The sequence below is a fragment of the Pseudomonas rhodesiae genome (assembly GCF_013285305.1).
GTDB lineage: Bacteria > Pseudomonadota > Gammaproteobacteria > Pseudomonadales > Pseudomonadaceae > Aquipseudomonas > Aquipseudomonas rhodesiae.
Genome location: NZ_CP054205.1, coordinates 1088019 through 1111393 on the forward strand (window position 1 = coordinate 1088019; position 23375 = coordinate 1111393).

Genomic DNA, 23375 nt, shown 5'->3' on the forward strand with positions numbered 1-23375 from the left:
GTAAAGTGCGCCCCGCAGCAACGTCAACCCACGGGTTTCTTCTCCCCAAGAAGAAATCAGAAACAAGCGCAAATCATTGTCTTAAAAGCAATTTAAAGGGTTGACAGGGGTTTTTAAGATTGTAGAATAGCGCGCCTCAGAGACACGAACGTAGCGATACGCAAGCGTCGAAGAAGAAGTAAAAAGCAGTAAGTTGTACGTTTGAAATGCTAAGTTCCGTGATAGCTCAGTCGGTAGAGCAAATGACTGTTAATCATTGGGTCCCAGGTTCGAGTCCTGGTCACGGAGCCAATTTCAAATCGGGGTATAGCGCAGTCCGGTAGCGCGCCTGCTTTGGGAGCAGGATGTCGGGAGTTCGAATCCCCCTACCCCGACCATATTTGGGTCGTTAGCTCAGTTGGTAGAGCAGTTGGCTTTTAACCAATTGGTCGTAGGTTCGAATCCCACACGACCCACCATTTTTGAAACCAGTTAACGCTGGGATCAGATCTTAAGATCAGAGGCCAAAAGCGCTGATCGAAGAAGGCGACTGAAAGGTCGCCTTTTTATTACCGGGGTATAGCGCAGTCCGGTAGCGCGCCTGCTTTGGGAGCAGGATGTCGGGAGTTCGAATCCCCCTACCCCGACCATATTAAAAATCCTCGTATCGAAAGATACGGGGATTTTTTTTGTGCGCGCAAAAACTCAAAAGTTTGGCTGATCGCATGTGAAGAGGGGGCTTGCTCTCATATCGAGCAAGCCCCCTCTGGCCTTACTGTCAGTGCAACTTGAGCCTCGGCTCCGTCCCACGTCCAATCCTGCTGCCCAACATCAGCATTGCCGTACGAAACACGCCATACAGCGCCATCTGGTGCATACGGTAGAGCGATACATAGAACATCCGCGCCAGCCAGCCCTCCAGCATCACACTGCCGGTCAGATTACCCATCAGGTTACCCACCGCCGAGAATCGCGACAGCGAGATCAGCGAGCCGTAGTCGGTGTACTTGTACGTCGGCAATTGTTTGCCTTCGATCCGAAGCTTGAGGGATTTGGCCAACAGCGACGCTTGCTGATGCGCGGCCTGGGCCCGTGGCGGGACGTTACGGTCAGTGCCCGGCTGCGGGCAGGCGGCGCAATCGCCGAAAGCGAAAATGTTTTCGTCGCGGGTGGTTTGCAGCGTCGGCAGCACTTGGAGTTGATTGATGCGATTGGTTTCCAGGCCGTCGATGTCCTTGAGGAAACCCGGCGCGCGAATCCCGGCAGCCCACACCTTCAGGCTGGCTGGAATCACATGGCCGCTGCTGGTGATCAGCGCATCAGCCGTTACTTCGCTGACCGCCGAATTCGTGAGCACCGTCACTCCCAGTTTTTCCAGGGTTTTATGGACCGGGCCGCCAATGCGCTCCGGCAGGGCGGGCAGTACTCGTGGACCGGCTTCGATCAACGTGATGTGCATGTTCTCTGGCTTGATCCGGTCCAGGCCATAGGCCGCCAGTTCATGGGCGGCGTTATGCAGTTCTGCGGCCAGCTCAACACCGGTCGCACCGGCGCCGACGATGGCGACGCTGATTTTTTCCACCACATCGGTCTGCCCGGCATGGGCGCGCAGGTAGTGGTTGAGCAATTGTTGGTGAAAGCGCTCGGCCTGTTTGCGGGTATCGAGGAACAGACAGTGTTGCGCCGCGCCTTCGGTGCCGAAATCATTGGTGGTGCTGCCGACGGCGATCACCAGGCTGTCATAGCCCAATACGCGCGCAGGGACCAATTCGCGGCCTTCTTCGTCGAGGGTGGCGGCCAGTTGGATTTTCTGCTGCTCACGGTCGAGCCCGCTCATGCGCCCCAGCTGGAACTCGAAGTGGTTCCATTTCGCCTGGGCGACATAATTGAGTTCATCTTCCGAAGAGTTCAGAGAACCGGCAGCCACTTCATGCAGCAGGGGTTTCCAGATATGGGTCAGGTTGGTATCGACCAACGTGATGTTGGCGGTACCGCGCTTGCCCAGAGTCTTACCCAGGCGGGTAGCCAACTCCAGGCCGCCGGCGCCGCCGCCGACGATAATAATACGATGGGTCATGGGGATATCTCGCAAGGCTAAAAGAAATCGGTGCGGTTACCCCCGCGAGCGCCAGGCAGCTCATAGCGTCAGGTAACTCAAAAGACGGCTCAGCAGCCCGAGCCCGATCACTGCGACCAGCACCACACAGAGGAGCAGCCAGGGCCTGAAAGGCTTGCGCTCGACTCTGTGCTGGGAGAGTTGCAGATATTCTTCGACACGTTGTTGGTCTTCGGGTTTCAGGCGGCTGGTCATAAAGGCCTCGTCAGGTAGACGTTGCAAAGGGGCGCCACGTTACAGGGCGGGGATCAGAGGCTGATGCCCACGTCGAACACTATGCTGCGGCCCAGATTGTTGCGCAAGAAATCCGGCGCATCGGGGTGCGCGAACAGCACTCGGGCAAAGGTCGGCCCCACCAGCGACAGCGAGCGCCAGCCTTGGCGCAGGTATTCGGTCGGCGGTGGGAAGTGACTATTAAGGTCGAGCACTTCGCGCTTGAGGCTGGCGAAGGCGACGATATCCAATTCGCCCAAATCCATCCCGCGCTCTTTGTAGTTATGCGCCTTTTTGCGCAGCGTCGGCGCCAGGCGCAACAGGAACTCATGGGCGGGAATGCGCCGTGGCTTGGCTTCGCGGCGCACCAGTTGGCTCAGGGAAAACGCGCTGCGTCGACGCAGTAACTCATCGCGCCATTCGTCGTTCAGGCGCCGCCCCTCGTCCAGTACGAAGAACACTTCGAAGCTCGCATCGCGAAACAGCACGTCCGGCGGCTCTTGCCCGGCGGCGTGGAACTCTTCGGCGCGATAGGGCACATTCAGGCCTTGCAACAGGCGCTGGCACACCCAACGCTCACGCTCCCATTTGCGGGCATTGGACAGGAAAGCATTGGCTTGTTCGGCCGCCACGGTGAGCAGGCGCAAGTAATCTGAGTCATCCATGCTTGCAGCTTAGCGTTCAAATGATGACCACAGGAAGTCCCGCTGCAAAAGGTCGGTGTAGACTGGCGGCTCTATCGATCAAGCGAGCATGAGGAGTGCGCAGTGAAGTTATTCGTAGTGCTGTTCCTGAGTCTTTTGCCGTTATGGGCCCAGGCCGTCGAAGTCGGCGAGCGCCTCGCGCCTTGGACACTGTTGGATCAGTTCGATCAGGCCTATACCCTGGATGACCAGGCGCAAATCTTGTTGGTGGCCCGCAGCATGGACGCCGCCAAAATCGTCGACGGCGCGCTGCAAGGTCAGCCCAAGGGCTATCTGGAGGCCCGTCACGGGATATTTGTCGCCGACATTCAGCGCATGCCGCGATTGGTCGCCAGACTGTTCGCGATACCTGCCATGCAGTCGTACAGCTACCGGGTCATGCTGGACCGGGATGCGCGCATCGCGCCGCGCTACCCGGGAGCTGTGGACAAAGTGCTGTGGCTGCAATTGGAGAGCGGCAAGTTGATTGCGCAGCATGAATACGGCTCCGCGGCTGAACTGCGCCAGGCCCTGGAGCAGGTGAAACCGTGATCAGCGCCGGCGTGCTGACAGCGCCCACCCTTGGCATCGGCTGGCTGCTGTATGCGCCGGTGCTGGCGTGGGCGGTGCTGCGTTCGCCGTGGGTCGAGTTGTTTGCCGACCGACGGCGCCAGCATTTGCTGTTCGGCACCGTGTTTGCGCTGTTTATGCTGTGGTTGGTCCGGCGCGATTTCGATACCGGCGTTTCCTATCACTTCATTGGCATGACAGCCGTAACCCTGCTGCTGGACTGGCCGCTGGCGATTGTCGGTGGTTTTGTCGCACAACTGGGTCTGATGATGCTGGGCCGTCAAGACCTGGCCGCCATCGGCATCAATGGTCTTTTGTTGATTGTGCTGCCGGTACTGATCACGGAAGGCGTCGCACTGCGGGTAGAGCGCGCGCAGCCGCGCAATCCGTTTGTGTATATCTTCTGTTCAGGGTTTTTGGCAGCAGCGCTGGCGGCATTGGCGTGCCTTCTACTGGGGCTGGGGCTGTTGTGGTTCGACGGTCTTTTCGCCATGCCGGAATGGTTGGAAGACTTCATCGGTTATCTGTGGCTGATCATCTTCCCCGAAGCCTTTATCAATGGCACGGTGATCAGCGCTCTGGTGGTGTTTTGTCCGGAATGGCTGGAAACCTTCAATCGCACACGCTACCTCTCGGCGCCCTGGAAGGACGACGATTCGCTGCGTTGATCCAAATCAAACACCCTGTGTCACGGCAGGCCCATGCTCTGGGAAATTTTCCAGGAGTGCGGATCATGAGTGTGTATGAGTGGGCACGGCAGGAACTTCGCAGAAGCCAGGACGCGGCACAGGAGATCGGTTTCGATCCGGGCCTGACCCTGCGCGCCATGCTGAGCGCCGTCGTGCAGCAAAGCAAGGGCGTGCGCAGTTTCGAAGACCTGGCCGACGAGCTGCAATACCTGGCAGAAAACCTCGACGACCAGCAGGAATACGCCTTTATGCGCCCTTAGTGGCGGGGTGGGAGGTCTTCGGAGAACAGTTCGTCTTCGGCATCCGGGGCCACGGGGATCTTGTGTTCTTCGGCGGCCCAGGCCCCCAGGTCGATCAATTTGCAACGGTCCGAGCAGAATGGCCGGTTGGGGTTGGTCGCTTTCCATTCCACGGGTGCGCCGCAGGTTGGGCAGTCGACGGTCAAGGGTTGGCTCATGATCGGCCTCCACGCAAAGTAAGGTAAAAGTGGTGCAGTCGCTCGACTTCGCTGTGCAGCCAGGCGAGGTCTCTGTCATTGACCAGTACGTCGTCGGCATGGTTCAGGCGGTCTTCGCGGCTGGATTGGGCCTTAAGAATGGCCTGCACCTGCTGCTCGCTGATGCCGTCGCGCTGCAGGGTACGCTCAATCTGCAGCGATTGCGGCACGTCGATCACCAGAATGCGTTGGGTCATGCTGTACTGACCGGACTCGATCAGCAGCGGTGACACCAGAATCGCGTAAGGCGAGCGCGCCCGTGCCAGGTGGCTGCGAATTTCTTCGGCAATCAAAGGATGCAACAGCGCTTCAAGCCAGCGGCGTTCCTCCGGCACTTCAAAGATCAGTTTGCGCAGTGCGCTACGGTCCAATTGGCCGTCGGGCAACAGCACGCGATCGCCAAAGTGCTCGGCGATGCGCGCCAGCGCGGGACGGCCTGGCTCGACCACCCAGCGTGCGGCGTGGTCGGCGTCCACCGCATCGATTCCGAGATCGATAAAGTGTTGGGCTGCCGCGCTTTTGCCACTGCCGATGCCGCCGGTCAGGCCGAGTATCCACGGGGTTGGAACAGAAGAAGTGCTCATTGGAAACCGACAGACTGCAAATAGAAGTCGGTTATTTGACCACCCCAGAGCAATGCAATCCAGCCGGCAATCGCCAGATAGGGCCCAAATGGCATTGGCGTGGACACCTGGGCCTTGCGCACGCGCATCAGTATCAACCCGGCAAATACCCCAACCAGTGACGCCATCAAGAGGGTCATCGGCACGATCTGCCAACCGCCCCAGGCCCCGAGCAGGGCCAGGAGTTTGAAGTCGCCGTAGCCCATGCCGTCCTTGCCAGTGATCAACTTGAACAGCCAGAACACCGACCATAGGCTCATGTATCCGGCCACCGCTCCCCATACGGCGTCGGGCAACGGCACCAGCAGTGCAAAGCTGTTGACGATCAGACCCAGCCACATAAGCGGCAGCACCAGCACATCCGGCAGTAATTGGTGGTCGGCGTCGATCAGGCTCATCGCCAGCAAGCCCCAAGTCAGCAGCAATACTGTCCCGGCTTGCCAACCAACGCCGAAGTGCCAGGCCACGATCGCCGACAACAATCCGCAGGCAAGTTCGGTGAATGGGTAGCGCAGGCTGATCCTTGCCTTGCAGTGAGCGCAGCGGCCCTTGAGGATCAAATAGCTGAGCAGCGGAATATTTTCCCAGGGGCTGATCCCATGATCGCACTGAGGGCAGCAGGAATTTGGGCGCATCAGGTTGTAGGTCGGCCCGACGGGTTCGGCCGGTAAGCCAAGTACTTCATGGGCCTGGGCACGCCACTCCCGTGCAAGCATCTTCGGCAGGCGCCACACCAGCACATTGAGGAAACTGCCCACGATCAGCCCCAGCACCGAAGCCAGGGCGACAAAGGCCCATGGGGATTCATTCAGCAGCAGGATCAAAATGCGCTCCCCAGTTGGAAGATCGGTAAGTACATGGCAATGACCAACGCCCCGACGATGCCTCCCAGTACGACCATGATCAGCGGCTCCATCAGGCTGGTGAGGTGATCGACCTGGTTATCCACTTCGGTTTCGTAGTGGCTGGCGACTTTTTCCAGCATGAAGTCCAGCGTGCCGGATTCTTCGCCGATTGCCGTCATCTGAATCGCCATCCCTGGAAACAGACCACTGGTGGCCATGGCGTGATTCAACGGCATACCTGTGGATACATCGCGACGCATATGCTCGATTGCCTGTTTGTAGGGGGCGGAGCCCGCGGCACCCGCCACTGAATCCAGGGCCTGCACCAGCGGAACCCCCGCCGCGAAGGTGGTTGAAAGCGTACGGGCGTAGCGAGCCACGGCCGATTTTTGCAGCAGTTTGCCTGCCAGCGGTGCTTTCAACAAACCGGCGTCCAGCCAATGGCGAAAGATTGGCGATTTTCGACAGGCCTGACGCAGGCCAATAACCCCCACACCAAGCCCCAGCGCGACGATCCACCAGGCATGTTGCATGAACTCCGACAGGGCGATAACGGCGAGGGTGAAGCCCGGCAGCTTACCGTCCACTCCTGCGAACAGGCTCTGGAACTGCGGCACCACATGCACCAGCAGCACGCCAGTGACCAGCCCGGCCACGACTACGACCGCGATGGGGTAGGTCATGGCTTTTTTGATCCTGGCTTTGAGCTGCTCGCTCTTTTCGCGATGAACCGCCAGGCGCTCCAGCAGCGTCTCAAGCGCGCCGGCCTGTTCGCCGGCCGCTACCAAATGGCAGTACAGCTCATCGAAATAACGCGGGTGATTGCGTAACGCTTCAGTCAGATTTGTGCCGGCGGCGACCTGTTGTCTCAGGCTTTGCAGCAGTTCACCCACAGGCGGCTTCTCGACACCTTCGCTGATCAGATCGAAGGCTTGCAGCAGGGGAATACCGGCCTTCAGCAACGTGGCCAACTGGCGGGTGAGCAAGGTTATGTCGGCGGCTTTGATCGGCGCGGCCAGGCCTGGCAGCCGTGGGATTGACTTGCGCACACGGCCGGGGCGGATGCCTTGTTGGCGCAGTTGCGCCTTGACCACGGCAGGGCTGCGTCCGGTGCTTTGGCCGGACACCTTGCGGCCTTTGCGGTTGATGCCTTCCCAGGTGTAAAGCGTTACAGCGTTGTTCATGTCACGGTTCCGCGCGCAGGTCGTTGAAGTTTTTCAAAGCTTAGTCACGGGCTGAAGGCGGGCAGGCTGTGGTGGTGGATAAAATGTCAGAATGTGCGTCATGCAGGCGATTGACCACCGGCGGATGAGTACACTGGCGCCGCTGCACAACGCGGGGCGCAGGAAGCGCCTTGTCATGAGTTCTATTCTGGAGAGTGAGAGTGATGCGTCAGAAAGGTTTTACCTTGATCGAGTTGTTGATCGTCGTGGCAATCATCGGCATTTTGGCCACCATTGGCCTGCCCATGTACACCACCCATCAAGCCAAGGCCAAGTTCACCGCCGGCCTGGCTGAAATCAGCGCATTGAAGGCCGGGTACGAAGACACCCTCAATCAGGGCACCGTACCTACCCTGGCATTGATCGGCGGCACCAGCCCTACCGCCAATTGCAAAATCGAGGTGACAGGGGACGTTGCAACGGGCGCGGGCGATATCCGTTGCGAGATCCTCGATGCACCGGCGCCCGTACTGGGCAAGAGCATTGTGCTGACACGCAACGCCACCAGCGGCTGGAGCTGCACCACCACGGCCGAGGCCAAATACGCCGGCAAGGGCTGCGGAGCCGGCGGCGCTTAGCGGTGCCTAGACCCACAAGGACGTTGAGGTAACCGATGGTGTTATCCGTACAGCTGCGCGGCAGTATTTTCCTGGTGGTGACGGTGTGCCTGTTGGTGGTGGGGATTTGTGCACCGTTCAGTGGGCACGATCTACAGCGGGTCATGCAGATTGCCATCGGGTTTTGTGCGGTGCTGTACGGAAGCTCGATTACCCCGACCGAGCCCTGGGTGGATCGCCAGACGGCATGGGGGCTGGCGCTCATCGTGGGATTGGGCCTGGCGTCTTCGCTGCTGGCCCATCAGCCGCTTTGGGCGCTGACCGAGATGGCGCTGTTCGTCAGCAGCGCGGCAATCGCGTTAGCTTTTGCATCGCTGCGCCGTTACGGCGGCGAGCCTTTGGATCGTGTGCTGCTGCTGATCGTGGTGTTGCTGTGCCTGATCAAAACCCTCCAGTACCTGTACGCCGGCGTGCTTGCGTTCGCCAGCGGCGGGCACACGATGAATCCTGATCTGCTGTTATCCAGCTTTTCCAACAAGCGCTTTTATGGCCAGTTCCAGACATTCACGCTGCCGCTGTTGGCCCTGCCTTTGCTATTACCCACAGTCTCTCGCTCATTGCGGGGGATGGCATTTGCGTTGCTATGCACCTGGTGGTTGATCGCGATCAGCGGCGGTACACGCGGCACCTGGCTCGGCATGGCGGTGGCGGGCATGGTCGTGGCACTGATCGGGCCATGGGGGCGGCGTTGGTTGGGTTGGCAATTGGCGGGGATGCTGAGCGGCTTGTGGATCTACTGGCTGCTGTTTACGGTGCTGGCGACCTACCTGGGAATCGACACCTCCAATGACGCCAGCGACCGCCTCACCACTTCGCTGTCGGGGCGCGGCCCGATCTGGTGGCAGGGTTGGCACATGCTGACTGAGCGGCCGTGGTTAGGCTTCGGGCCGATGCACTTTGCCGATATTGCCAACAAAGTTGCCGCCCATCCGCATCAGGCTGTTTTGCAGTGGGCCAGCGAATGGGGCGTGCCGTCGACATTGTGCGTGGCGTTTTTGGCGGCGCGCAGTGGCTGGGCCACGATTGTCGTGCTGCGTGAGCGCGCGCAGTTCAGCGAGCGTGCGGATCTACTGCGCTTATGTCTGTTCGCGGCGTTGGTCGGTGCGCTGACGCAGTCCATGGTCGACGGTGTGCTGGTGATGCCCACGTCCCAGGTTTGGCTCGCGCTGGTAGTGGGCTGGCTGATGGCGCTGCACCCTTGGCGCACACCTGTAACGGCGTCATGGCCGTTGGCCTGGCGCGCATGGAAGCTGTTGAGCGCGTTGGCCATTGCATGGCTGGTATTTGTCGCACTGCGCGATGTGCCCCATATCAAGCAGGCCCAGCGACAGTACCTCGACACCCTGGGTAGCTACCTGCAACCGCGTTTCTGGGCGCAGGGTGTTATCGCCCGCTGAAGGCCGCGAGTTGCCGGACGCCGGATGCGGTGCTAGCTTTAGTCCACCGCCCGTGTAGCTCAGCCGGTAGAGCAGCGCACTCGTAACGCGAAGGTCGCAGGTTCGATTCCTGTCTCGGGCACAAAGGCAACACTGTTTCAAAGGCAATGTTTTCAGCTGATCCCAGAATGGTTCTGAAGGCCAGACGAGCCGGCATTCGTGCCTGTTCTTTTGTATCTGCGCAACCTGATGTCCCAGATGCATCCCCATTCCTCGATCTAAGAGAACACCATGACCACGACTGAAATGACCCAGGAAGCCCGGCACGAAGCAGCTCTTGAGCACTACCTCAAGGAATCGCCGCAGCTTAAAGAAGAGATCAAGGACCTGAGCGCCGATGATCAGCGCGACCAGATTCAGTGGGCATTCGAGGATGAGGCCGAAAGCCAGGGCCTCCAACCTTGGGAACTGACCCTCAAGTACACCTCGACACCGGAAGAGTTCGAAGCGCAACGGTTGGTCCTGCACAAGGAAGCGGCCGAGGTGCTGGGTGTGGATTGGGACGAGTATTGCGAGATGAATAACCTGGTGGTTTAGAACAGAGCGGCAAGCTGCAAGGGCGGCACTCGGCTTCCTTGCAGCGTCACGCTGACCGCTTGCCGCTTTTCAGAGGCTCAGCCTCATCGACAGGTCCACCGCCTTCACGTCCTTGGTCATCGCACCGATGGAGATATAGTCCACCCCGGTCTCGGCAATGGGCAGCAGGGTGGTTTCATTGATGCCGCCGCTGGCTTCCAGCTTCGCCTTGCCGCCGTTCAGGCGCACGGCTTCGCGCATGTCGTCGAGGCTCAACTCATCGAGCATGATGATGTCGGCGCCCGCCGCTAATGCTTCGCGCAGTTCCTCCAGACTCTCCACTTCGATTTCCACGGGCTTGCCGGGCGCGATCTTGTGCGCCGCCGTGATGGCCTGTGCAATGCCGCCGCAGGCAGCGATGTGGTTTTCCTTGATCAGGAACGCATCGTACAGACCGATGCGATGGTTGTGGCAGCCGCCGCACGTCACCGCGTACTTCTGTGCCAGGCGCAGGCCCGGCAGGGTTTTGCGGGTATCCAGCAATTTGACATGAGTGCCGGCAACGAAGTCCGCCAGGTACTTCGCGCGTGTGGCGACGCCGGACAGCATCTGCAAAAAATTCAGCGCACTGCGCTCGCCGCTGAGCAGCGAGCGCGCCGGGCCTTCGAGGTGAAACAGCGCTTGATTAGGGCTGACGCGTTCGCCATCGGCCACCTGCCAGTGCACGGCGACCCGAGGGTCCAACTGCCGGAACACCGCGTCCACCCACGCCGTGCCGGCGATGACGGCGTCATCGCGGGTAATGATGGTGGCCTTGGCCAGTCGTTCGGCCGGGATCAATTGCGCGGTAATGTCGCCGCTGCCGATGTCCTCCAGCAGTGCGCGGCGCACATTGGCTTCGATTTCGGCGGTGAGGTCGGCAAGACGGAGATTCGGCATAACAGGCTCCACAAACAAAGTGCGTGGATTATAGGGGTTGTGTGCCTGCGAACCCAGCCACCCGCTCATTTGCGCGCAAATCACAGAGGGCGCTGGCGCTTGCCCCCCGGTTTGCAAGATAATCTCGCGCCTTGCAATTGGCGTCATAGCTTTGACGTCCGCTGGCGTGCAGTTATCCACAGGGTTCGATGCGGCCTGTCGATGATTGTCGTCCAACTCAATACCGCCGTTTCAGGAGGCCAGGATGCACAATGACGGAAAGGTGGTGCCGATCAATAAGGCGCGTGCCACGCCATCGCCGCTGGCCCGCCTGCCGGTCGTGTTGCTGCAAGTCCGCGACAAGGCGGCGCAGCAGCTGCAGCAAGGCCTGCAGGAACTCTTCGATAACGCCGACGACACGCTATTTGAAATGGCCGACAAGGCCCGCAGCACCGTCGATCACCATATTTTCTTTGAAGCCATGCGCGACCTGCGCCTCAAGCGCAAAAACTTCGAGCGTGTGTTCATGGAGCGCCTGTTTGCCGCGTTTGCCGGCCTGGGCGACACCGGGCGCGGTGAGCTGCAGTTGGTGCCGGTGGTTTCCTACGATGCGGCACCCGGTTCGTCCCATGACGCACTGGAAAAAGCCGTGGCGCTCGAAGCCATGCTGGGCCGCGTCCGGCATCGCGATGGACTGGCACTGTCGCAGCTCACTGCGCGGCTGAGCGCGGTACTCGGCAATGCCCTGGACGAGCGTGAGAACCCCCTGGGCCCGGCGCTGCTGTGCGAATTTTTCTTGCAGGCGGGGCGCAGCCTGGGCGTGGAGATTCGCGTCAAACTGATCATGCTCAAGCTGTTCGAGAAGTATGTCCTCAGCGATGCCGATCAACTCTACGCCGAAGCCAATCAATTGCTGGTCGCCACGGGGGTGTTGCCGGAGCTCAAGACCGTGCCTTCGCGCCGTGCCGGTGGGCGGGCCGCCCGTGAACGCTCGCGCGAAGACGCATTGCCGAGCACCGATCAACCCCTCGACGAAAACGGCCAGCAAGCTTTTGCGGCGCTTCAAGCCTTGCTCAAACCCGTGCGCGGCAGCGTGGCGCCGACCCTCGAAGCCAGCGCCGAACCCCAGCCTATCGCTACGCGGGACCTGCTGCGCCTGTTGTCCCATCTGCAGCAGTACGTGCCGACGCCGGACGCCGAGGACGATTTCGACCTGTGCAACCAACTGGAGCAATTGCTCACCCGTGTCAGCGTCAAGAGCGGCAAGTCACGGGTGGTGGAGGAGGCCGATGAAGATGTCATCAATCTGATCGCCCTGCTGTTCGAGTTTATCCTCAACGATCCTACCGTCCCGGATGCTTTCAAGGCGCTGATCGCGCGCCTGCAGATCCCAATGCTCAAAGTGGCGGTGCTGGACAAGAGTCTTTTCAGCCATGCCGGCCACCCGGCGCGGCGCCTGCTGAACGAAATCGCTGCGATGGCCATGGGCTGCAACCTGTGCGATGACTACCCGCGTGACCCTTTGTACCTGCGCATCGAGCAGGTGGTGCAGCGTTTGCTCAATGAGTTTGTCGAAGATCCGGCGATTTTTGCCCAATTGCTCGCTGAGTTCAGCGCGTTCGCCGCCGATGAGTGTCGCCGCAGCGAGTTGCTCGAACAGCACACCCGCGATGCCGAAGAAGGCCGGGTGCGCACCGAGGCGGCCCGTCAGCGGGTGGCCGAGGTGCTCAATAGGCGGTTGCTGGGCAAAGTGTTGCCCCTCGCCGTGGTGCAGTTTCTGCAACAGGCCTGGAGCCAGGTGCTGTTGTTGGCCAGCCTCAAGCACGGGGAGGAGTCGGTGCAATGGCAATCGGCGCTGCGCACCATGGACGAACTGATCTGGAGCGTCGGCCTGCAGGAAGACACCGAGGCCGGGCGGCGCTTGCTGGAGCATTTGCCCGGCTTGCTCAAGGCGCTGCGCGACGGTTTGACCAGCGCGGCGTTCGACCCCTTCAGCACCCGAGAATTTTTCGTCCGCCTCCAGGCTATACATGTGCAGCCGGCGGACGGTGTCGACGAGCTGATCGAAGTACGCGAGCCTTTGGTATTCAGCGAGCGGCCGCCGGACCCAGCGCTCGATCTGGCGCCCAACGATCCCGACCTGCTCAAGGTTCATCAACTGCGGGTCGGCGCTTGGGTCATGTTCCAGCAGGATGGCGTCGTTACCCAGCGCTGCAAGCTCGCAGCGATCATGGCCCCGGCCAACACGTATGTGTTCGTCAGCCGCACGGGGCTCAAGGTGCTGGAAAAAAGCGTCGGCCAGCTGGCGCTGGCGTTTAAGCAGGGCGCCTTGCAGCTTCTGGACGACAGCCCGCTGTTCGAGCGTGCGTTGGCTGCCGTAGTCAGTAAGCTGCGGCAACTCAATCACGGCAAGTGATCGCAACCTCGGGGTCGAACGCGGCATACTGGTCACCTGTTGCCTCGTTCAAGGAACCTGTATGCAGTTGGACCCCGCCAGCGGTTGGTGCCAGGGCATTCGTCATTGCCCTTCGCCCAACTTCAATCAGCGCCCCGCAGGCGAAATCTCACTGCTGGTGGTGCACAACATCAGCTTGCCACCGGCGCAGTTCGCCACTGGCAAAGTGCAGGCGTTTTTCCAGAATCGCCTGGATGTCACGGAACATCCTTACTTTGAAGGGATTGCCGACCTACGGGTATCTGCGCATTTTCTGATTGAGCGCGACGGGACGGTGACGCAGTTTGTGTCCTGCCTTGACCGGGCCTGGCATGCTGGCGTTTCGCAGTTCGAGGGGCGGGAAACCTGCAACGATTTTTCCCTGGGCATTGAACTGGAAGGCACGGATGAGCTGCCGTTCACCGACGCCCAGTACCGTGCACTGATCGACCTGACCCGCCAATTGCAGGCGGCTTACCCTGATATCACCCCGCAACGCATTTGTGGCCACAGCGATATCGCGCCGGGACGCAAGACCGACCCCGGCCCCGCTTTTGATTGGAAGCGCTTTCGCAGCGCCCTGCAGGATGGAGGACACACCTGATGAGTTTCCTGGTACTGGTGTTGGCGGTCTGGATCGAGAAGTTCTCGGCCCTGCGTCATCGGTTGCAGCGCGATGGCGGCTGGCTGCGCGAGCTGGCCAAACTGGAATCGAGCCCACGCATGGCGCAGCGGCCTTGGTTGATTCTGACCTTGTTGGTGTTGCTGCCGGTGGCATTGCTTGCGCTGTTGCTGCTGGTACTGGAACCGGTGGCCTATGGCTTACTGGCGCTGCCGGTGCACTTGCTGGTGGTGATCTACAGCCTGGGCCGTGGCGATCTGCTGGCTGATCTGGGCCCATTCCGCGATGCCTGGCGACGCGGCGACTTGCAGGCCGCCGAGCACGTCGCCGAGCGCGACCTCAAGCTGGGCGCCGACAGCGGCGAGCAACTGCTCGATCGGGTCCAGGGCCACCTGTTATGGCAGGCCTACCAGAGCTTTTTTGCGGTGATTTTCTGGTATTTCCTGCTGGGCCCGGTCGCTGCCCTGGCTTATCGCCTGCTGGCGTTGGCCAGCGAACACAGCCAGAACCCACTGGTCGCCGAGCGCGCCGGGCAAATGCGCCACGCCTTCGACTGGTTGCCGGTGCGCCTGCTGGCCGCCAGTTTTGCCTTGGTGGGCAACTTTGTCGCGGTCAGTCGGGTCATGCTGCACGAGCTACTGAGCTGGGACATCAGCGCGGCCCAACTGGTGGATAAAGTCGGTCTGGCCGCCGCCGAGATACCGGCGCCGGCAGTGGGGGCCGACGGTATCAACAGCCTTGACCGCCTATGGGAACTGCTGCTGCGCGCGGCTGTGCTGTGGTATGCCGGGTTCGCCATCTGGACGGTGTTGCCGTAAAGCGCAGACCGCGTTACGTGGGAGCCTCTTCGGCTCCCACTGGCTGTTAACCTTAAGTTACAAAACTCCCTTTCAAATTGAGCTATACAGACAGAGCGCCAAATAGTGGCTTTCTGCCGCCGCCCTGCGCCCTCAATAAAAATAAAACAAAAAGGGAGTTCACCTGTGAAGAGCTTGCTCTATCCCGCCGTCGCGCTGATGAACCGCCTGAGCTTCGGCCTGAAGTTCAGCCTGATCAGTGTGTTGTTCCTATTGCCGATGCTGGTCACCAACTATTTCCTGGTGCGCGATTCGTGGCGCGAATTCCAGGGTACTCGCGTCGAACTGCAAAGCCTCGACGTGCTCGGCAGCAGCCTGGCCCTGCGCCGTGACCTGGAAACCCTGAATAATCAGGTACAAATCAACGCCACTCTGGGCCAGTCGGGTAAGGCGGGCGACCTGGAAGGCAAGATCAGCGCCTTGGAACAGAGCGTACTGAGCCGCTTGCAGGGCTTTACCGCGATGGCCACTGACCCCGAGCAAATCGCGGTGTTCGAGGCCAAGCGCGACGAATTGATCGGCGCGTTCAAGGCCCAACAACAGGAAACTTCGCTGCTGAGTAAAAGCGCATTGATCGGCAAGCTGCTGAACAAGGCGCAGATGCTCGGCCAGATCGTCGCCAGTCAATCGGGCTTGAGCCGCGACCCCCAAAGCGATCTGCGCCAGCTGACTGAGTTGATCACCAGCGTCACGCCGCAGGTGACCCAAACACTGGGAGAAGGGCGGGCCATGGGCGCCTATTCGCTGGGGCAGGGGTTTCTCAATTCATCTTCCAGCACGCGCTTTGACGAACTGCTGCAGCAACTGGAAAAACTCCACGGCGAATATGGCTTGAAACTGCAGGATGCGCTGGGCTCCAGCAGTGCCGCGCACACGGCGCTCGACGGGCTGGCCAAGGCCAGTAACGCCAGCCTCAAGCAAGGCAGTGAGCTGTTCGAAGAGCAGGTGGTCATGGCGGAGACCCTCGATGCGCCCTGGCAGACGTTCTACGATGCGGTCAGCCAGTTGATGGCCCAGACCTATCAACTCGATGAGGCCACCCTGGGGTTTCTTGAGCAACAGTTGCAGCATCGCCTGACGCAGAACCGCCTGCACATGGTGGTGCTGGTGTCGGCGCTGACCGCCGTGTTTTTGCTGATCTTCTACCTCTACGCCGGTTTCTATGCCTCCACGCGCACCACATTGCGACATCTGGGCGCGATGATGGACAAGGTGGCGGCCGGTGATATGACCGTCTCCTTCGTGGCGCGCAGCCGCGATGAACTGGGTGACCTGGGTCAGGTGTTCAACGGCACCGTGGCGAAAATCCACGATCTGATCGAGCGCGTCGGGCACACCGTCAACCAGGTCGAGCAGCAGGCCGGTCAGGTGGAGACGGTCTCGGCGCAGAGTAACCAGGCCGTCTGCGGCCAACGCACACAGATCGAACAGGTGGCAACGGCCATGAACCAGATGTCGTCCACCGCCCAGGAGGTGGCCCGCAACGCCGCTGCAGCCGTCAGCAGCGCCCACAGCGTTAACCAGGAGACCGTCAGCGGTCGCGGCCTGGTGCAATCCCAACAGGGCAGCATCGCGCGGTTGGCGTCGGAAATCGACCAGTCGGTGCGGGTGATCAACCAATTGGCCACCGACAGCCAGGCCATCAGCACGGTGTTAGAAGTGATCAAAAGCATCGCTGAGCAAACCAACCTGTTGGCGCTCAATGCCGCGATCGAGGCGGCGCGGGCCGGTGAGCAGGGCCGCGGTTTTGCGGTAGTAGCGGATGAGGTGCGTACCCTCGCGCGGCGCACGCAGCAGTCCACCGAAGAGATCGAGCAGATGATCAGTCGCTTGCACAGCGGTGTGGATGCGGCGGTCAAGGCCATGGGCAGCAGCCATGAAATGGCCAATGGCACGGTCGGGCAGTCGGAACAGGTCCAGCAGGCCTTGGAAAATATCCTCGGTGCCGTCGGCATGATCGTGGATCAGAACCAACAGATTGCGGCAGCCGTGGAACAGCAGACCGCCGTGGCCCACGATATCGACCAGAACATCGTCGAAATCAATCGCGCCGGCGAGCATGCCGCCGACGGTGCGCAGCAGACCGCTGCGGCCAGTCAACGGTTGTCATTGCAGGTGGTGGAGTTGAAACAGCTGATCGGCGCCTTCCGCGTGTAAGGCACAGGCGTAGGACTAAAGCGTTAACGGGTGTGGTGTGCGTCTGAATTTTCCGGGGTGTCTTTTCTGGCCGCGTAAATGAGTGAGAATTTATTTCATTCAAACCGGGAGCCGGGGAGGCACCACGATGACCGCTGCACTCGGCATCAAAGGGCAATGCGCCCATTGCGATATCACCTTTGAACTCAAGCCTTGGCAATTGAATGCCATCGCCATCGAAGAGCCCTTCGACTGCCCGTATTGCCACCGGGAGCTTGAACTCAAATGCCCTCGCCAACTGCGCCATTTCAAGTCCCTGGAATATTGGGCGTTGGTGCGACCAAGCATGGTGACGTTCACTTGCGTGGTGCTGATCGTGGCGCTGGTGGCAGAGTGGGTGGGGCTGATCAGTGTGATCGGGCAGTTCAATATTTCGCTGGTGGTGTTGCTGGTGCATTTCATGGTGTTGCGCTATGCCCGTCATCGCCAGCGCATCACCCTCAACCTGCACGCCGTCGAGCCGACGCTACCAATTGAACAACTCACGCGCATTGCGTGTGCTCGCCTCGGCCAACGATAGCGGGTCGATACCCATATGCTCGGCCAGGGCCTGGCAAATGTCCGGCAAGTGCTCGGGGCTGTTGCGCTGGCCGGGGTACATGGCGGGCGGCATGTCGGGCGAATCGGTTTCCAGCACCACCGCGTCCAGCGGCAGCTGTGCCAGCACCTTGTGCATGCGCAACGCCTGGGGCCAGGTGGCGGCGCCGCCCAGGCCGAGCTTGAAACCCAGCTTGATGTATTCGCGGGCTTCTTCGCGGCTGCCGGCAAACGCGTGAATGATGCCGCCGCGTGGCACGCGGATGCGCTTGAGCGTGGCAATCACCGCCGCATGGCTGCGACGTACGTGCAGCAGGGCAGGCAACTGAAAATCCGCCGCCAGTTGCAGTTGCGCTTCAAACAGCTGTTGCTGACGTTCGCGGTCCAGGTGTTCGAGGAAGTAATCCAGACCGATCTCGCCCACCGCGCAGAGTTGCCGATGGCCTTGCAGGCGGCTCAGCCAGTCGCCTAATGCCCTCAGATCGGCGGGGCGGTGATCGTCCAGATATACCGGATGCAGGCCGAACGCAGCGAACAGGCTTTCATCCGTCTGCACCAAATCCCACAACCGCTGCCAATTCTGCTGATACACCCCCAGCACCACCATGCGCTGCACGCCCAGCTCGCGGCTGTGGGCGAGGACTTCCCGGCGGTCGCTGTCGAATTCCGGGAAATCAAGGTGCGTGTGGGTGTCGATCAGCTTCACGTTTACGCCTCGTGAATACGCTGCTTGAAGGTGCGGCCGATGGCGTGTACGCCCGGTTGGTACTGCTCTTCTTCGATGGCGGCCAGGGCCAGGCGCAGCGCGGTGTCGGCGATCAACTGATGCTGCTGGGCCATGGCGTTGACCGGCAGCGGCAGGAAGTCCAGCAGTTGGGTGTCGCCAAACGTGCCCAGGCGCAGGGGCCGTGATTTGAGCGGGTAGTCGTGCAGTGCGTCGAACACCCCTTGGAGCAGCACGTAGGACGTCGTCACCAGCGCGTCAGGCAAATGGCCCAGCCGCTGCAGCAATTGCTCCATCAGCTGTCGGCCACAATCGCGGCTGAAGGCTTCGCCGTGTTCGATGAGCATCTCGCCGGTAAAGCCTTTCAACGCTTGCTGAAAACCGGCGGCGCGTTCCTGGCTGATACTCAGCTCGGGCCGCGCGCCGATCAGCACAATCTGTTTAGGCAACGGTTGCAGCAGGCTGCTGGTCAGTTGCTGGCAGGCCTGGCGGTCGTCGCTGACCACCGAACAGAACTGCGCCGGCTCCATCACTCGGTCGATGGCGATTACCGGAAGGCCTTTGGCTTGCAGCTCGCGGTAGCTGTCGTCGCTGGTGGGCAGGCAACTGGCCACGAACAGCGCATCGCACCGCCGGGCGCGGAACAGTTGCAGCAATTGGCGTTCGCTGTCGGCATCGTCGTCGGAGCTGGCGATCAACAATTGATAGCCACGCGCGCGCGCGCCTTGCTCCAGCAATTTGGCGATACGCGCGTAACTGGGGTTTTCCAGGTCGGGCAGAATAAAGCCCAACGTGCGCGTGTGCCGGCTGCGCAGCCCGGCGGCCTGGGGATTAGGGGTAAAGCCGTGGGCCTCCACCACCGCACGCACCCGTTCGACGGTGGCGTGGCTGATGCGTTGCTGGGCGGCTTTGCCGTTGATGACATAACTGGCGGTGGTAACGGACACACCGGCCAGACGTGCGATATCACTGAGTTTCAAACCGGGATTTCCTTGTTTTTTGGAGCTTGCCCCGACATTTTGTCCAATCGTAACCGATTACGCACACGACCAATGTCCCAGCTCAATCGCCGAGTGGTCCTTCAAGGATGCACAATTAACGCGTAATCTGCCTTAAATTCTAGATTAAACGTTTCAGCCAGCGTATTTTTACGACGTTCGCGACCGAGCGGCTCCTGCCAACTGACCGCTCAGTCAGTAATTTTCAAACACCCCTACACTGTTTTATTCAAAACAATACCTAGTGCGCCCAGCGCACTAACTAGGAGAACGGCATGCTTGAGCTCACTGTAGAGCAGATATCCATGGGCCAGGTGGCTGTGGATAAATCTGCTGCCTTGCACCTGCTCGCTGACACACTGGTGGCCGACGGTCTGGTCGCCGAGGGCTATCTGAGTGGCTTGCAAGCCCGTGAAGCCCAAGGCTCGACATTTCTCGGCCAAGGTATTGCGATCCCCCACGGCACGCCTGAAACCCGCGACCAGGTGTTTGCCACCGGCGTGCGTCTGCTGCAGTTCCCCGAAGGGGTGGACTGGGGCGACGGCCAGATCGTGTATTTGGCCATTGGCATTGCCGCCCAATCCGACGAACACCTTCGCCTGCTGCAATTGCTGACCCGAGCCCTCGGTGAGACCGACCTGGGTGAGGCGCTGCGTCGTGCCGGCTCTGCCGACGCCTTGTTGAAGTTGTTGCAAGGCGCACCGCAGGAATTGGCGCTGGATGCACAGATGATCAGCCTGGGGGTGTCCGCCGACGATTTTGAAGAGCTGGTCTGGAGAGGGGCACGCCTGCTGCGCCAGGCCGATTGCGTCAGCAACGGCTTCGCCGCCGTGTTGCAACAGGTCGATGCGCTGCCCCTGGGCGACGGCCTGTGGTGGCTGCACAGCGAGCAGACCGTCAAGCGCCCGGGCCTGGCGTTCGTCACCCCGGACAAACCCATGCGTTACCTGGGCCAACCGCTCACGGGCCTGTTTTGCCTGGCCAGCCTGGGCGAAGCGCACCAGGCCTTGCTTGAGCGTTTGTGTGCGTTGCTGATCGAAGGCCGTGGCCAGGAACTGGGCCGCGCCACCAGCAGCCGCGCGGTGCTTGAAGTATTGGGCGGCGAACTGCCGCCGGACTGGCCGAGCGCGCGCATTACCCTGGCCAACGCCCACGGCCTGCATGCGCGGCCGGCGAAGATCCTGGCGCAGTTAGCCAAGAGTTTTGACGGCGATATCCGTGTGCGCATCATCGATGGTCCGGCCACCGCGGTATCGGTCAAAAGCTTGAGCAAGCTGCTCAGCCTCGGCGCCCGCCGTGGCCAGGTGCTGGAGTTCGTCGCCGAACCCGGCGTTGCCGGTGATGCGCTGCCGGCACTGCTGGCCGCGGTGGAGGAGGGGCTTGGTGAAGAGGTCGAGCCGCTGCCGACCGTCAGCGCGCCCCCCGAAACCCTAGACCTCGAACCGCTGCTCAGCGCACCGGCCTCCGGTAGCCAGATCCAGGCTATCGCTGCGGCGCCGGGGATTGCCATTGGCCCCGCTCATGTCCAGACCCAGCAGATGTTCGACTACCCACTGCGCGGCGAGTCACCGGTGATCGAGCGTCAGCGTCTGCATGCCGCCCTGACCGACGTGCGCCGCGATATTCAGGGGCTGATCGAGCGCAGCCCATCCAAAGCGATCCGCGAGATTTTCATCACCCACCAGGAAATGCTCGACGACCCGGAACTGACCGACGACGTCGACACCCGCCTCAAGCAAGGCGAAAGCGCCGAAGCCGCATGGATGAGCGTGATCGAAGCCGCCGCCAAACAGCAGGAGTCGTTGCAGGACGCCTTGCTCGCCGAGCGTGCCGCCGACCTGCGAGATATCGGCCGTCGCGTGCTGGCGCAACTGTGCGGCGTCGAAACCGCCCAAGAGCCGAATGAGCCGTACATCCTGGTGATGGACGAGGTCGGCCCGTCCGACGTGGCGCGCCTGGACCCGGCGCGCGTCGCCGGTATCCTCACCGCTCGCGGTGGCGCCACGGCCCACAGCGCCATCGTCGCGCGTGCCCTCGGTATACCTGCGTTGGTCGGCGCTGGCGCCGCCGTCTTGCTGGTCGCCGCCGGCACGCCGCTGTTGCTCGATGGCCAGCGCGGCCGCCTGCATGTGGACCCCGATGCCGCCACCCTGCAACGGGCTACCGTCGAGCGCGACACCCGTGAACAACGCCTGCAAGCGGCCTCCGCCCAGCGCCATGAAACAGCTCTGACACGCGACGGGCATGCCGTGGAAGTGTTCGCCAATATCGGCGAAAGCGCCGGTGTCGCCGCAGCGGTGGAGCAGGGCGCCGAAGGCATCGGTTTGTTGCGCACCGAACTGATTTTTATGGCTCACCCACAAGCGCCGGATGAAGCCACCCAAGAAGCCGAGTACCGCCGCGTTCTCGACGGCCTCGGTGGGCGCCCGTTGGTGGTGCGCACCCTCGACGTGGGCGGCGACAAGCCGTTGCCTTACTGGCCGATTGCCGAGGAAGAAAACCCTTTCCTGGGCGTGCGTGGCATTCGCCTGACCTTGCAACGCCCGCAGATCATGGAAGCGCAGCTGCGCGCGCTGTTGCGTTCGGCGGATAACCGCCCCCTGCGCATCATGTTTCCCATGGTCGGCAGCGTCGATGAGTGGCGCGCTGCCCGTGACATGACCGAGCGCCTGCGCCTGGAAATCCCGGTGGCCGACCTGCAACTGGGGATCATGATCGAAGTACCGTCGGCCGCCTTGCTGGCGCCGGTGCTGGCCAAGGAAGTGGACTTCTTCAGTGTCGGCACCAACGACCTGACCCAATACACCCTGGCCATCGACCGTGGCCACCCGACCTTATCTGCCCAGGCCGACGGCTTGCACCCGGCGGTGCTGCAGTTGATCGATATCACCGTGCGCGCCGCCCATGCCCACGGCAAATGGGTCGGCGTGTGCGGCGAACTGGCGGCGGACCCGCTGGCAGTGCCGGTGCTGGTGGGCTTGGGAGTGGACGAACTGAGCGTGTCGGCGCGCAGCATTCCCGAAGTGAAGGCGCGTGTGCGCGAATTCAGTCTGAGCCAGGCCCAGAGCCTGGCACAACAAGCACTGGCGGTGGGTTCCCCCGCCGATGTGCGAGCCCTCGTGGAGGCGGTGTAAATGGCAAGGATTCTGACCCTGACGCTGAACCCGGCGTTGGATCTCACGGTGCGCTTGGCCCGCCTGGAACCGGGTGAAGTCAACCGCAGCGAAACCCTGCTGACCCATGCCGCCGGCAAGGGCGTGAATGTGGCGCAGGTGCTGGCCGATCTGGGGCATCAATTGACCGTGGGCGGTTTTCTCGGTGCGGACAACCCGCAAGCCTTTGACGCGCTGATCGCTCGTCGCGGTTTTGCCGACGCGTTTATCCGCGTGCCGGGGGAAACCCGCAGCAATATCAAAATCGCCGAGCAGGACGGTCGTGTCACCGATATCAACGCGCCGGGCCCGCAGGTGAGCGAGCAGGCGCAACAGGCCTTGCTCAACCAGCTCACTCTGATCGCTCCCGGTCATGATGCGGTGGTGGTCGCCGGCAGCTTGCCGCGCGGCGTCAGTGCGCAGTTGTTGCACCATGTGTTGGTGCAGTTGAAAGGCCTCGGTTTGAAGGTTGCTCTGGACACCAGTGGCGAGGCGCTGCGTGCCGGTCTGCGAGCCGGCCCGTGGTTGGTCAAGCCGAATACCGAAGAACTGGCCGATGCCCTCGATTGCCCCACCGACTCCCTCGAACAGCAGCGCCAGGCCGCGCAGCGCCTGCACGCCCAGGGGGTGGAACATGTGGTGGTATCCCATGGCGCCGACGGTGTGAACTGGTTCAGCCCGACGCTGGCGCTGCATGCCACGCCGCCCAAGGTCAGCGTGGCCAGCACCGTGGGTGCCGGGGATTCGTTGCTGGCCGGCATGTTGCACGGTCTGCTCAGTGGCGAGGCCCCCGAACAGACCCTGCGCCGTGCCACGGCGATTGCCGCGATGGCGGTGACGCAGATCGGTTTCGGCATCAGCGATGACGCGCAGTTGGCGCATCTGCAAAGCGGCGTCGATGTACGCCCGCTCACAGAACAATAAGAGGGTT

The 23375-nt window shown here is 61.4% G+C and carries 23 protein-coding genes and 5 tRNA genes; 18 read left to right on the forward strand and 10 right to left on the reverse strand.

Annotated features, from left to right (window positions below):
• The first annotated feature begins 215 nt into the window (after window positions 1–215).
• The 4 genes from HRH33_RS04780 (at window position 216) to HRH33_RS04795 (ending at window position 629) form a co-directional block, all read left to right on the forward strand.
• A tRNA-Asn gene (locus HRH33_RS04780) sits at window positions 216–291 on the forward strand.
• A gap of 9 nt (window positions 292–300) precedes the next feature.
• A tRNA-Pro gene (locus HRH33_RS04785) sits at window positions 301–377 on the forward strand.
• A 5-nt stretch (window positions 378–382) separates the two neighbouring features.
• Window positions 383–458, forward strand: a tRNA-Lys gene (locus HRH33_RS04790).
• A gap of 94 nt (window positions 459–552) precedes the next feature.
• Window positions 553–629 (forward strand) — tRNA-Pro (locus HRH33_RS04795).
• A gap of 128 nt (window positions 630–757) precedes the next feature.
• On the opposite strand, the gene HRH33_RS04800 is transcribed toward HRH33_RS04795, so the two are convergent.
• Genes HRH33_RS04800 through HRH33_RS04810 form a run of 3 tightly spaced genes read right to left on the reverse strand, consistent with a single transcriptional unit; the run spans window position 758 to window position 2973 of the window.
• Entirely contained in the window at window positions 758–2056 is a 1299-nt protein-coding gene (locus HRH33_RS04800; RefSeq protein WP_167418612.1) for an NAD(P)/FAD-dependent oxidoreductase, read from the reverse strand.
• A 60-nt stretch (window positions 2057–2116) separates the two neighbouring features.
• Entirely contained in the window at window positions 2117–2290 is a 174-nt protein-coding gene (locus HRH33_RS04805) for a DUF3094 family protein (RefSeq protein WP_034095827.1), read from the reverse strand.
• A 53-nt stretch (window positions 2291–2343) separates the two neighbouring features.
• Window positions 2344–2973: a DUF1780 domain-containing protein gene (locus tag HRH33_RS04810; protein WP_017845475.1), complete on the reverse strand. Its 630-nt coding sequence runs from the start codon at window positions 2971–2973 to the stop codon at window positions 2344–2346.
• A gap of 102 nt (window positions 2974–3075) precedes the next feature.
• Here HRH33_RS04810 and HRH33_RS04815 point away from each other — a divergent pair, with 102 nt between their 5' ends.
• From HRH33_RS04815 to HRH33_RS04825, 3 genes are all read left to right on the forward strand, one after another.
• A complete protein-coding gene (locus tag HRH33_RS04815; protein ID WP_167418611.1) occupies window positions 3076–3543 on the forward strand; it encodes an FAD/FMN-containing dehydrogenase in 468 nt (155 codons plus the stop codon).
• Window positions 3540–4229: an energy-coupling factor ABC transporter permease gene (locus tag HRH33_RS04820; protein ID WP_034095830.1), complete on the forward strand. Its 690-nt coding sequence runs from the start codon at window positions 3540–3542 to the stop codon at window positions 4227–4229. The genes HRH33_RS04815 and HRH33_RS04820 overlap by 4 nt, the downstream gene beginning before the upstream one ends.
• A gap of 65 nt (window positions 4230–4294) precedes the next feature.
• Window positions 4295–4510, forward strand: a complete 216-nt coding sequence (locus HRH33_RS04825; RefSeq protein WP_003171680.1) for a hypothetical protein — start codon at window positions 4295–4297, stop codon at window positions 4508–4510.
• Here the strand turns inward: HRH33_RS04825 and yacG are convergent.
• Genes yacG through HRH33_RS04845 form a run of 4 tightly spaced genes read right to left on the reverse strand, consistent with a single transcriptional unit; the run spans window position 4507 to window position 7398 of the window.
• The gene (gene yacG, locus HRH33_RS04830) at window positions 4507–4707 is read right to left on the reverse strand and encodes a DNA gyrase inhibitor YacG (protein WP_034095831.1); all 201 of its coding nucleotides are present in this window, start codon (window positions 4705–4707) and stop codon (window positions 4507–4509) included. The two genes, HRH33_RS04825 and yacG, sit on opposite strands and share 4 nt — an antisense overlap.
• Window positions 4704–5330: a dephospho-CoA kinase gene (gene coaE, locus HRH33_RS04835; protein WP_034111714.1), complete on the reverse strand. Its 627-nt coding sequence runs from the start codon at window positions 5328–5330 to the stop codon at window positions 4704–4706. Before coaE ends, yacG begins: the two co-directional genes overlap by 4 nt.
• Entirely contained in the window at window positions 5327–6193 is an 867-nt protein-coding gene (locus HRH33_RS04840) for a prepilin peptidase (RefSeq protein WP_167418610.1), read from the reverse strand. Before HRH33_RS04840 ends, coaE begins: the two co-directional genes overlap by 4 nt.
• Window positions 6190–7398: a type II secretion system F family protein gene (locus HRH33_RS04845; RefSeq protein ID WP_167418609.1), complete on the reverse strand. Its 1209-nt coding sequence runs from the start codon at window positions 7396–7398 to the stop codon at window positions 6190–6192. Before HRH33_RS04845 ends, HRH33_RS04840 begins: the two co-directional genes overlap by 4 nt.
• A 203-nt stretch (window positions 7399–7601) precedes the next feature.
• On the opposite strand from HRH33_RS04845, the gene HRH33_RS04850 reads away from it, so the two are divergent.
• From HRH33_RS04850 to HRH33_RS04865, 4 genes are all read left to right on the forward strand, one after another.
• Window positions 7602–8015 (forward strand): pilin, encoded by a 414-nt coding sequence (locus HRH33_RS04850; protein WP_167418613.1) that lies wholly within the window; start codon window positions 7602–7604, stop codon window positions 8013–8015.
• Between the two features lie 35 nt (window positions 8016–8050).
• A complete protein-coding gene (locus HRH33_RS04855; protein WP_167418608.1) occupies window positions 8051–9451 on the forward strand; it encodes an O-antigen ligase family protein in 1401 nt (466 codons plus the stop codon).
• 48 nt (window positions 9452–9499) lie between these two features.
• Window positions 9500–9572 (forward strand) — tRNA-Thr (locus tag HRH33_RS04860).
• Window positions 9573–9721: 149 nt separating this feature from the next.
• The gene (locus HRH33_RS04865; protein ID WP_034095837.1) at window positions 9722–10027 is read left to right on the forward strand and encodes a DUF6388 family protein; all 306 of its coding nucleotides are present in this window, start codon (window positions 9722–9724) and stop codon (window positions 10025–10027) included.
• A gap of 69 nt (window positions 10028–10096) precedes the next feature.
• On the opposite strand, the gene nadC is transcribed toward HRH33_RS04865, so the two are convergent.
• Complete coding sequence (nadC, locus tag HRH33_RS04870; protein ID WP_167418607.1) at window positions 10097–10945, reverse strand: carboxylating nicotinate-nucleotide diphosphorylase; 849 nt, start codon at window positions 10943–10945, stop codon at window positions 10097–10099.
• Between the two features lie 244 nt (window positions 10946–11189).
• Here nadC and HRH33_RS04875 point away from each other — a divergent pair, with 244 nt between their 5' ends.
• The 5 genes from HRH33_RS04875 (at window position 11190) to HRH33_RS04895 (ending at window position 17553) form a co-directional block, all read left to right on the forward strand.
• Window positions 11190–13340: a DUF1631 domain-containing protein gene (locus tag HRH33_RS04875; protein WP_173603370.1), complete on the forward strand. Its 2151-nt coding sequence runs from the start codon at window positions 11190–11192 to the stop codon at window positions 13338–13340.
• 61 nt (window positions 13341–13401) lie between these two features.
• The gene (ampD, locus tag HRH33_RS04880; RefSeq protein WP_034111723.1) at window positions 13402–13962 is read left to right on the forward strand and encodes a 1,6-anhydro-N-acetylmuramyl-L-alanine amidase AmpD; all 561 of its coding nucleotides are present in this window, start codon (window positions 13402–13404) and stop codon (window positions 13960–13962) included.
• Window positions 13962–14798: a regulatory signaling modulator protein AmpE gene (gene ampE / locus HRH33_RS04885; protein ID WP_034095841.1), complete on the forward strand. Its 837-nt coding sequence runs from the start codon at window positions 13962–13964 to the stop codon at window positions 14796–14798. Before ampD ends, ampE begins: the two co-directional genes overlap by 1 nt.
• A 1491-nt stretch (window positions 14799–16289) precedes the next feature.
• Window positions 16290–16994, forward strand: coding sequence for a methyl-accepting chemotaxis protein (locus HRH33_RS26630; RefSeq protein WP_371919189.1), 705 nt, complete (start codon window positions 16290–16292; stop codon window positions 16992–16994).
• Between the two features lie 127 nt (window positions 16995–17121).
• Window positions 17122–17553 (forward strand): hypothetical protein, encoded by a 432-nt coding sequence (locus tag HRH33_RS04895; RefSeq protein WP_034095843.1) that lies wholly within the window; start codon window positions 17122–17124, stop codon window positions 17551–17553.
• Here the strand turns inward: HRH33_RS04895 and HRH33_RS04900 are convergent.
• Complete coding sequence (locus HRH33_RS04900) at window positions 17500–18276, reverse strand: TatD family hydrolase (protein WP_167418604.1); 777 nt, start codon at window positions 18274–18276, stop codon at window positions 17500–17502. The genes HRH33_RS04895 and HRH33_RS04900 overlap by 54 nt on opposite strands.
• 2 nt (window positions 18277–18278) lie before the next feature.
• Window positions 18279–19274 (reverse strand): catabolite repressor/activator, encoded by a 996-nt coding sequence (gene cra / locus HRH33_RS04905; protein ID WP_034111727.1) that lies wholly within the window; start codon window positions 19272–19274, stop codon window positions 18279–18281.
• A 293-nt stretch (window positions 19275–19567) separates the two neighbouring features.
• On the opposite strand from cra, the gene ptsP reads away from it, so the two are divergent.
• Window positions 19568–22426 (forward strand): phosphoenolpyruvate--protein phosphotransferase, encoded by a 2859-nt coding sequence (ptsP, locus tag HRH33_RS04910; RefSeq protein WP_167418603.1) that lies wholly within the window; start codon window positions 19568–19570, stop codon window positions 22424–22426.
• Window positions 22427–23368, forward strand: coding sequence for a 1-phosphofructokinase (gene pfkB / locus HRH33_RS04915; RefSeq protein WP_167418602.1), 942 nt, complete (start codon window positions 22427–22429; stop codon window positions 23366–23368).
• The last annotated feature ends 7 nt before the right edge of the window (window positions 23369–23375 follow it).

Bases quoted from the DNA above. Each gene is read 5' to 3' on its own strand.
- HRH33_RS04810 (WP_017845475.1), bottom strand. From the start codon at position 2,973: ATGGATGACTCAGATTACTTGCGCCTGCTCACCGTGGCGGCCGAACAA.
- HRH33_RS04855 (WP_167418608.1), top strand. From the start codon at position 8,051: ATGGTGTTATCCGTACAGCTGCGCGGCAGTATTTTCCTGGTGGTGACG.
- yacG (WP_034095831.1), bottom strand. From the start codon at position 4,707: ATGAGCCAACCCTTGACCGTCGACTGCCCAACCTGCGGCGCACCCGTG.
- HRH33_RS04895 (WP_034095843.1), top strand. From the start codon at position 17,122: ATGACCGCTGCACTCGGCATCAAAGGGCAATGCGCCCATTGCGATATC.
- nadC (WP_167418607.1), bottom strand. From the start codon at position 10,945: ATGCCGAATCTCCGTCTTGCCGACCTCACCGCCGAAATCGAAGCCAAT.
- coaE (WP_034111714.1), bottom strand. From the start codon at position 5,330: ATGAGCACTTCTTCTGTTCCAACCCCGTGGATACTCGGCCTGACCGGC.
- HRH33_RS04825 (WP_003171680.1), top strand. From the start codon at position 4,295: ATGAGTGTGTATGAGTGGGCACGGCAGGAACTTCGCAGAAGCCAGGAC.
- HRH33_RS04875 (WP_173603370.1), top strand. From the start codon at position 11,190: ATGCACAATGACGGAAAGGTGGTGCCGATCAATAAGGCGCGTGCCACG.
- HRH33_RS04845 (WP_167418609.1), bottom strand. From the start codon at position 7,398: ATGAACAACGCTGTAACGCTTTACACCTGGGAAGGCATCAACCGCAAA.
- HRH33_RS04800 (WP_167418612.1), bottom strand. From the start codon at position 2,056: ATGACCCATCGTATTATTATCGTCGGCGGCGGCGCCGGCGGCCTGGAG.
- HRH33_RS26630 (WP_371919189.1), top strand. From the start codon at position 16,290: ATGTCGTCCACCGCCCAGGAGGTGGCCCGCAACGCCGCTGCAGCCGTC.
- ampE (WP_034095841.1), top strand. From the start codon at position 13,962: ATGAGTTTCCTGGTACTGGTGTTGGCGGTCTGGATCGAGAAGTTCTCG.
- ptsP (WP_167418603.1), top strand. From the start codon at position 19,568: ATGCTTGAGCTCACTGTAGAGCAGATATCCATGGGCCAGGTGGCTGTG.
- ampD (WP_034111723.1), top strand. From the start codon at position 13,402: ATGCAGTTGGACCCCGCCAGCGGTTGGTGCCAGGGCATTCGTCATTGC.
- HRH33_RS04865 (WP_034095837.1), top strand. From the start codon at position 9,722: ATGACCACGACTGAAATGACCCAGGAAGCCCGGCACGAAGCAGCTCTT.
- HRH33_RS04805 (WP_034095827.1), bottom strand. From the start codon at position 2,290: ATGACCAGCCGCCTGAAACCCGAAGACCAACAACGTGTCGAAGAATAT.
- pfkB (WP_167418602.1), top strand. From the start codon at position 22,427: ATGGCAAGGATTCTGACCCTGACGCTGAACCCGGCGTTGGATCTCACG.
- HRH33_RS04850 (WP_167418613.1), top strand. From the start codon at position 7,602: ATGCGTCAGAAAGGTTTTACCTTGATCGAGTTGTTGATCGTCGTGGCA.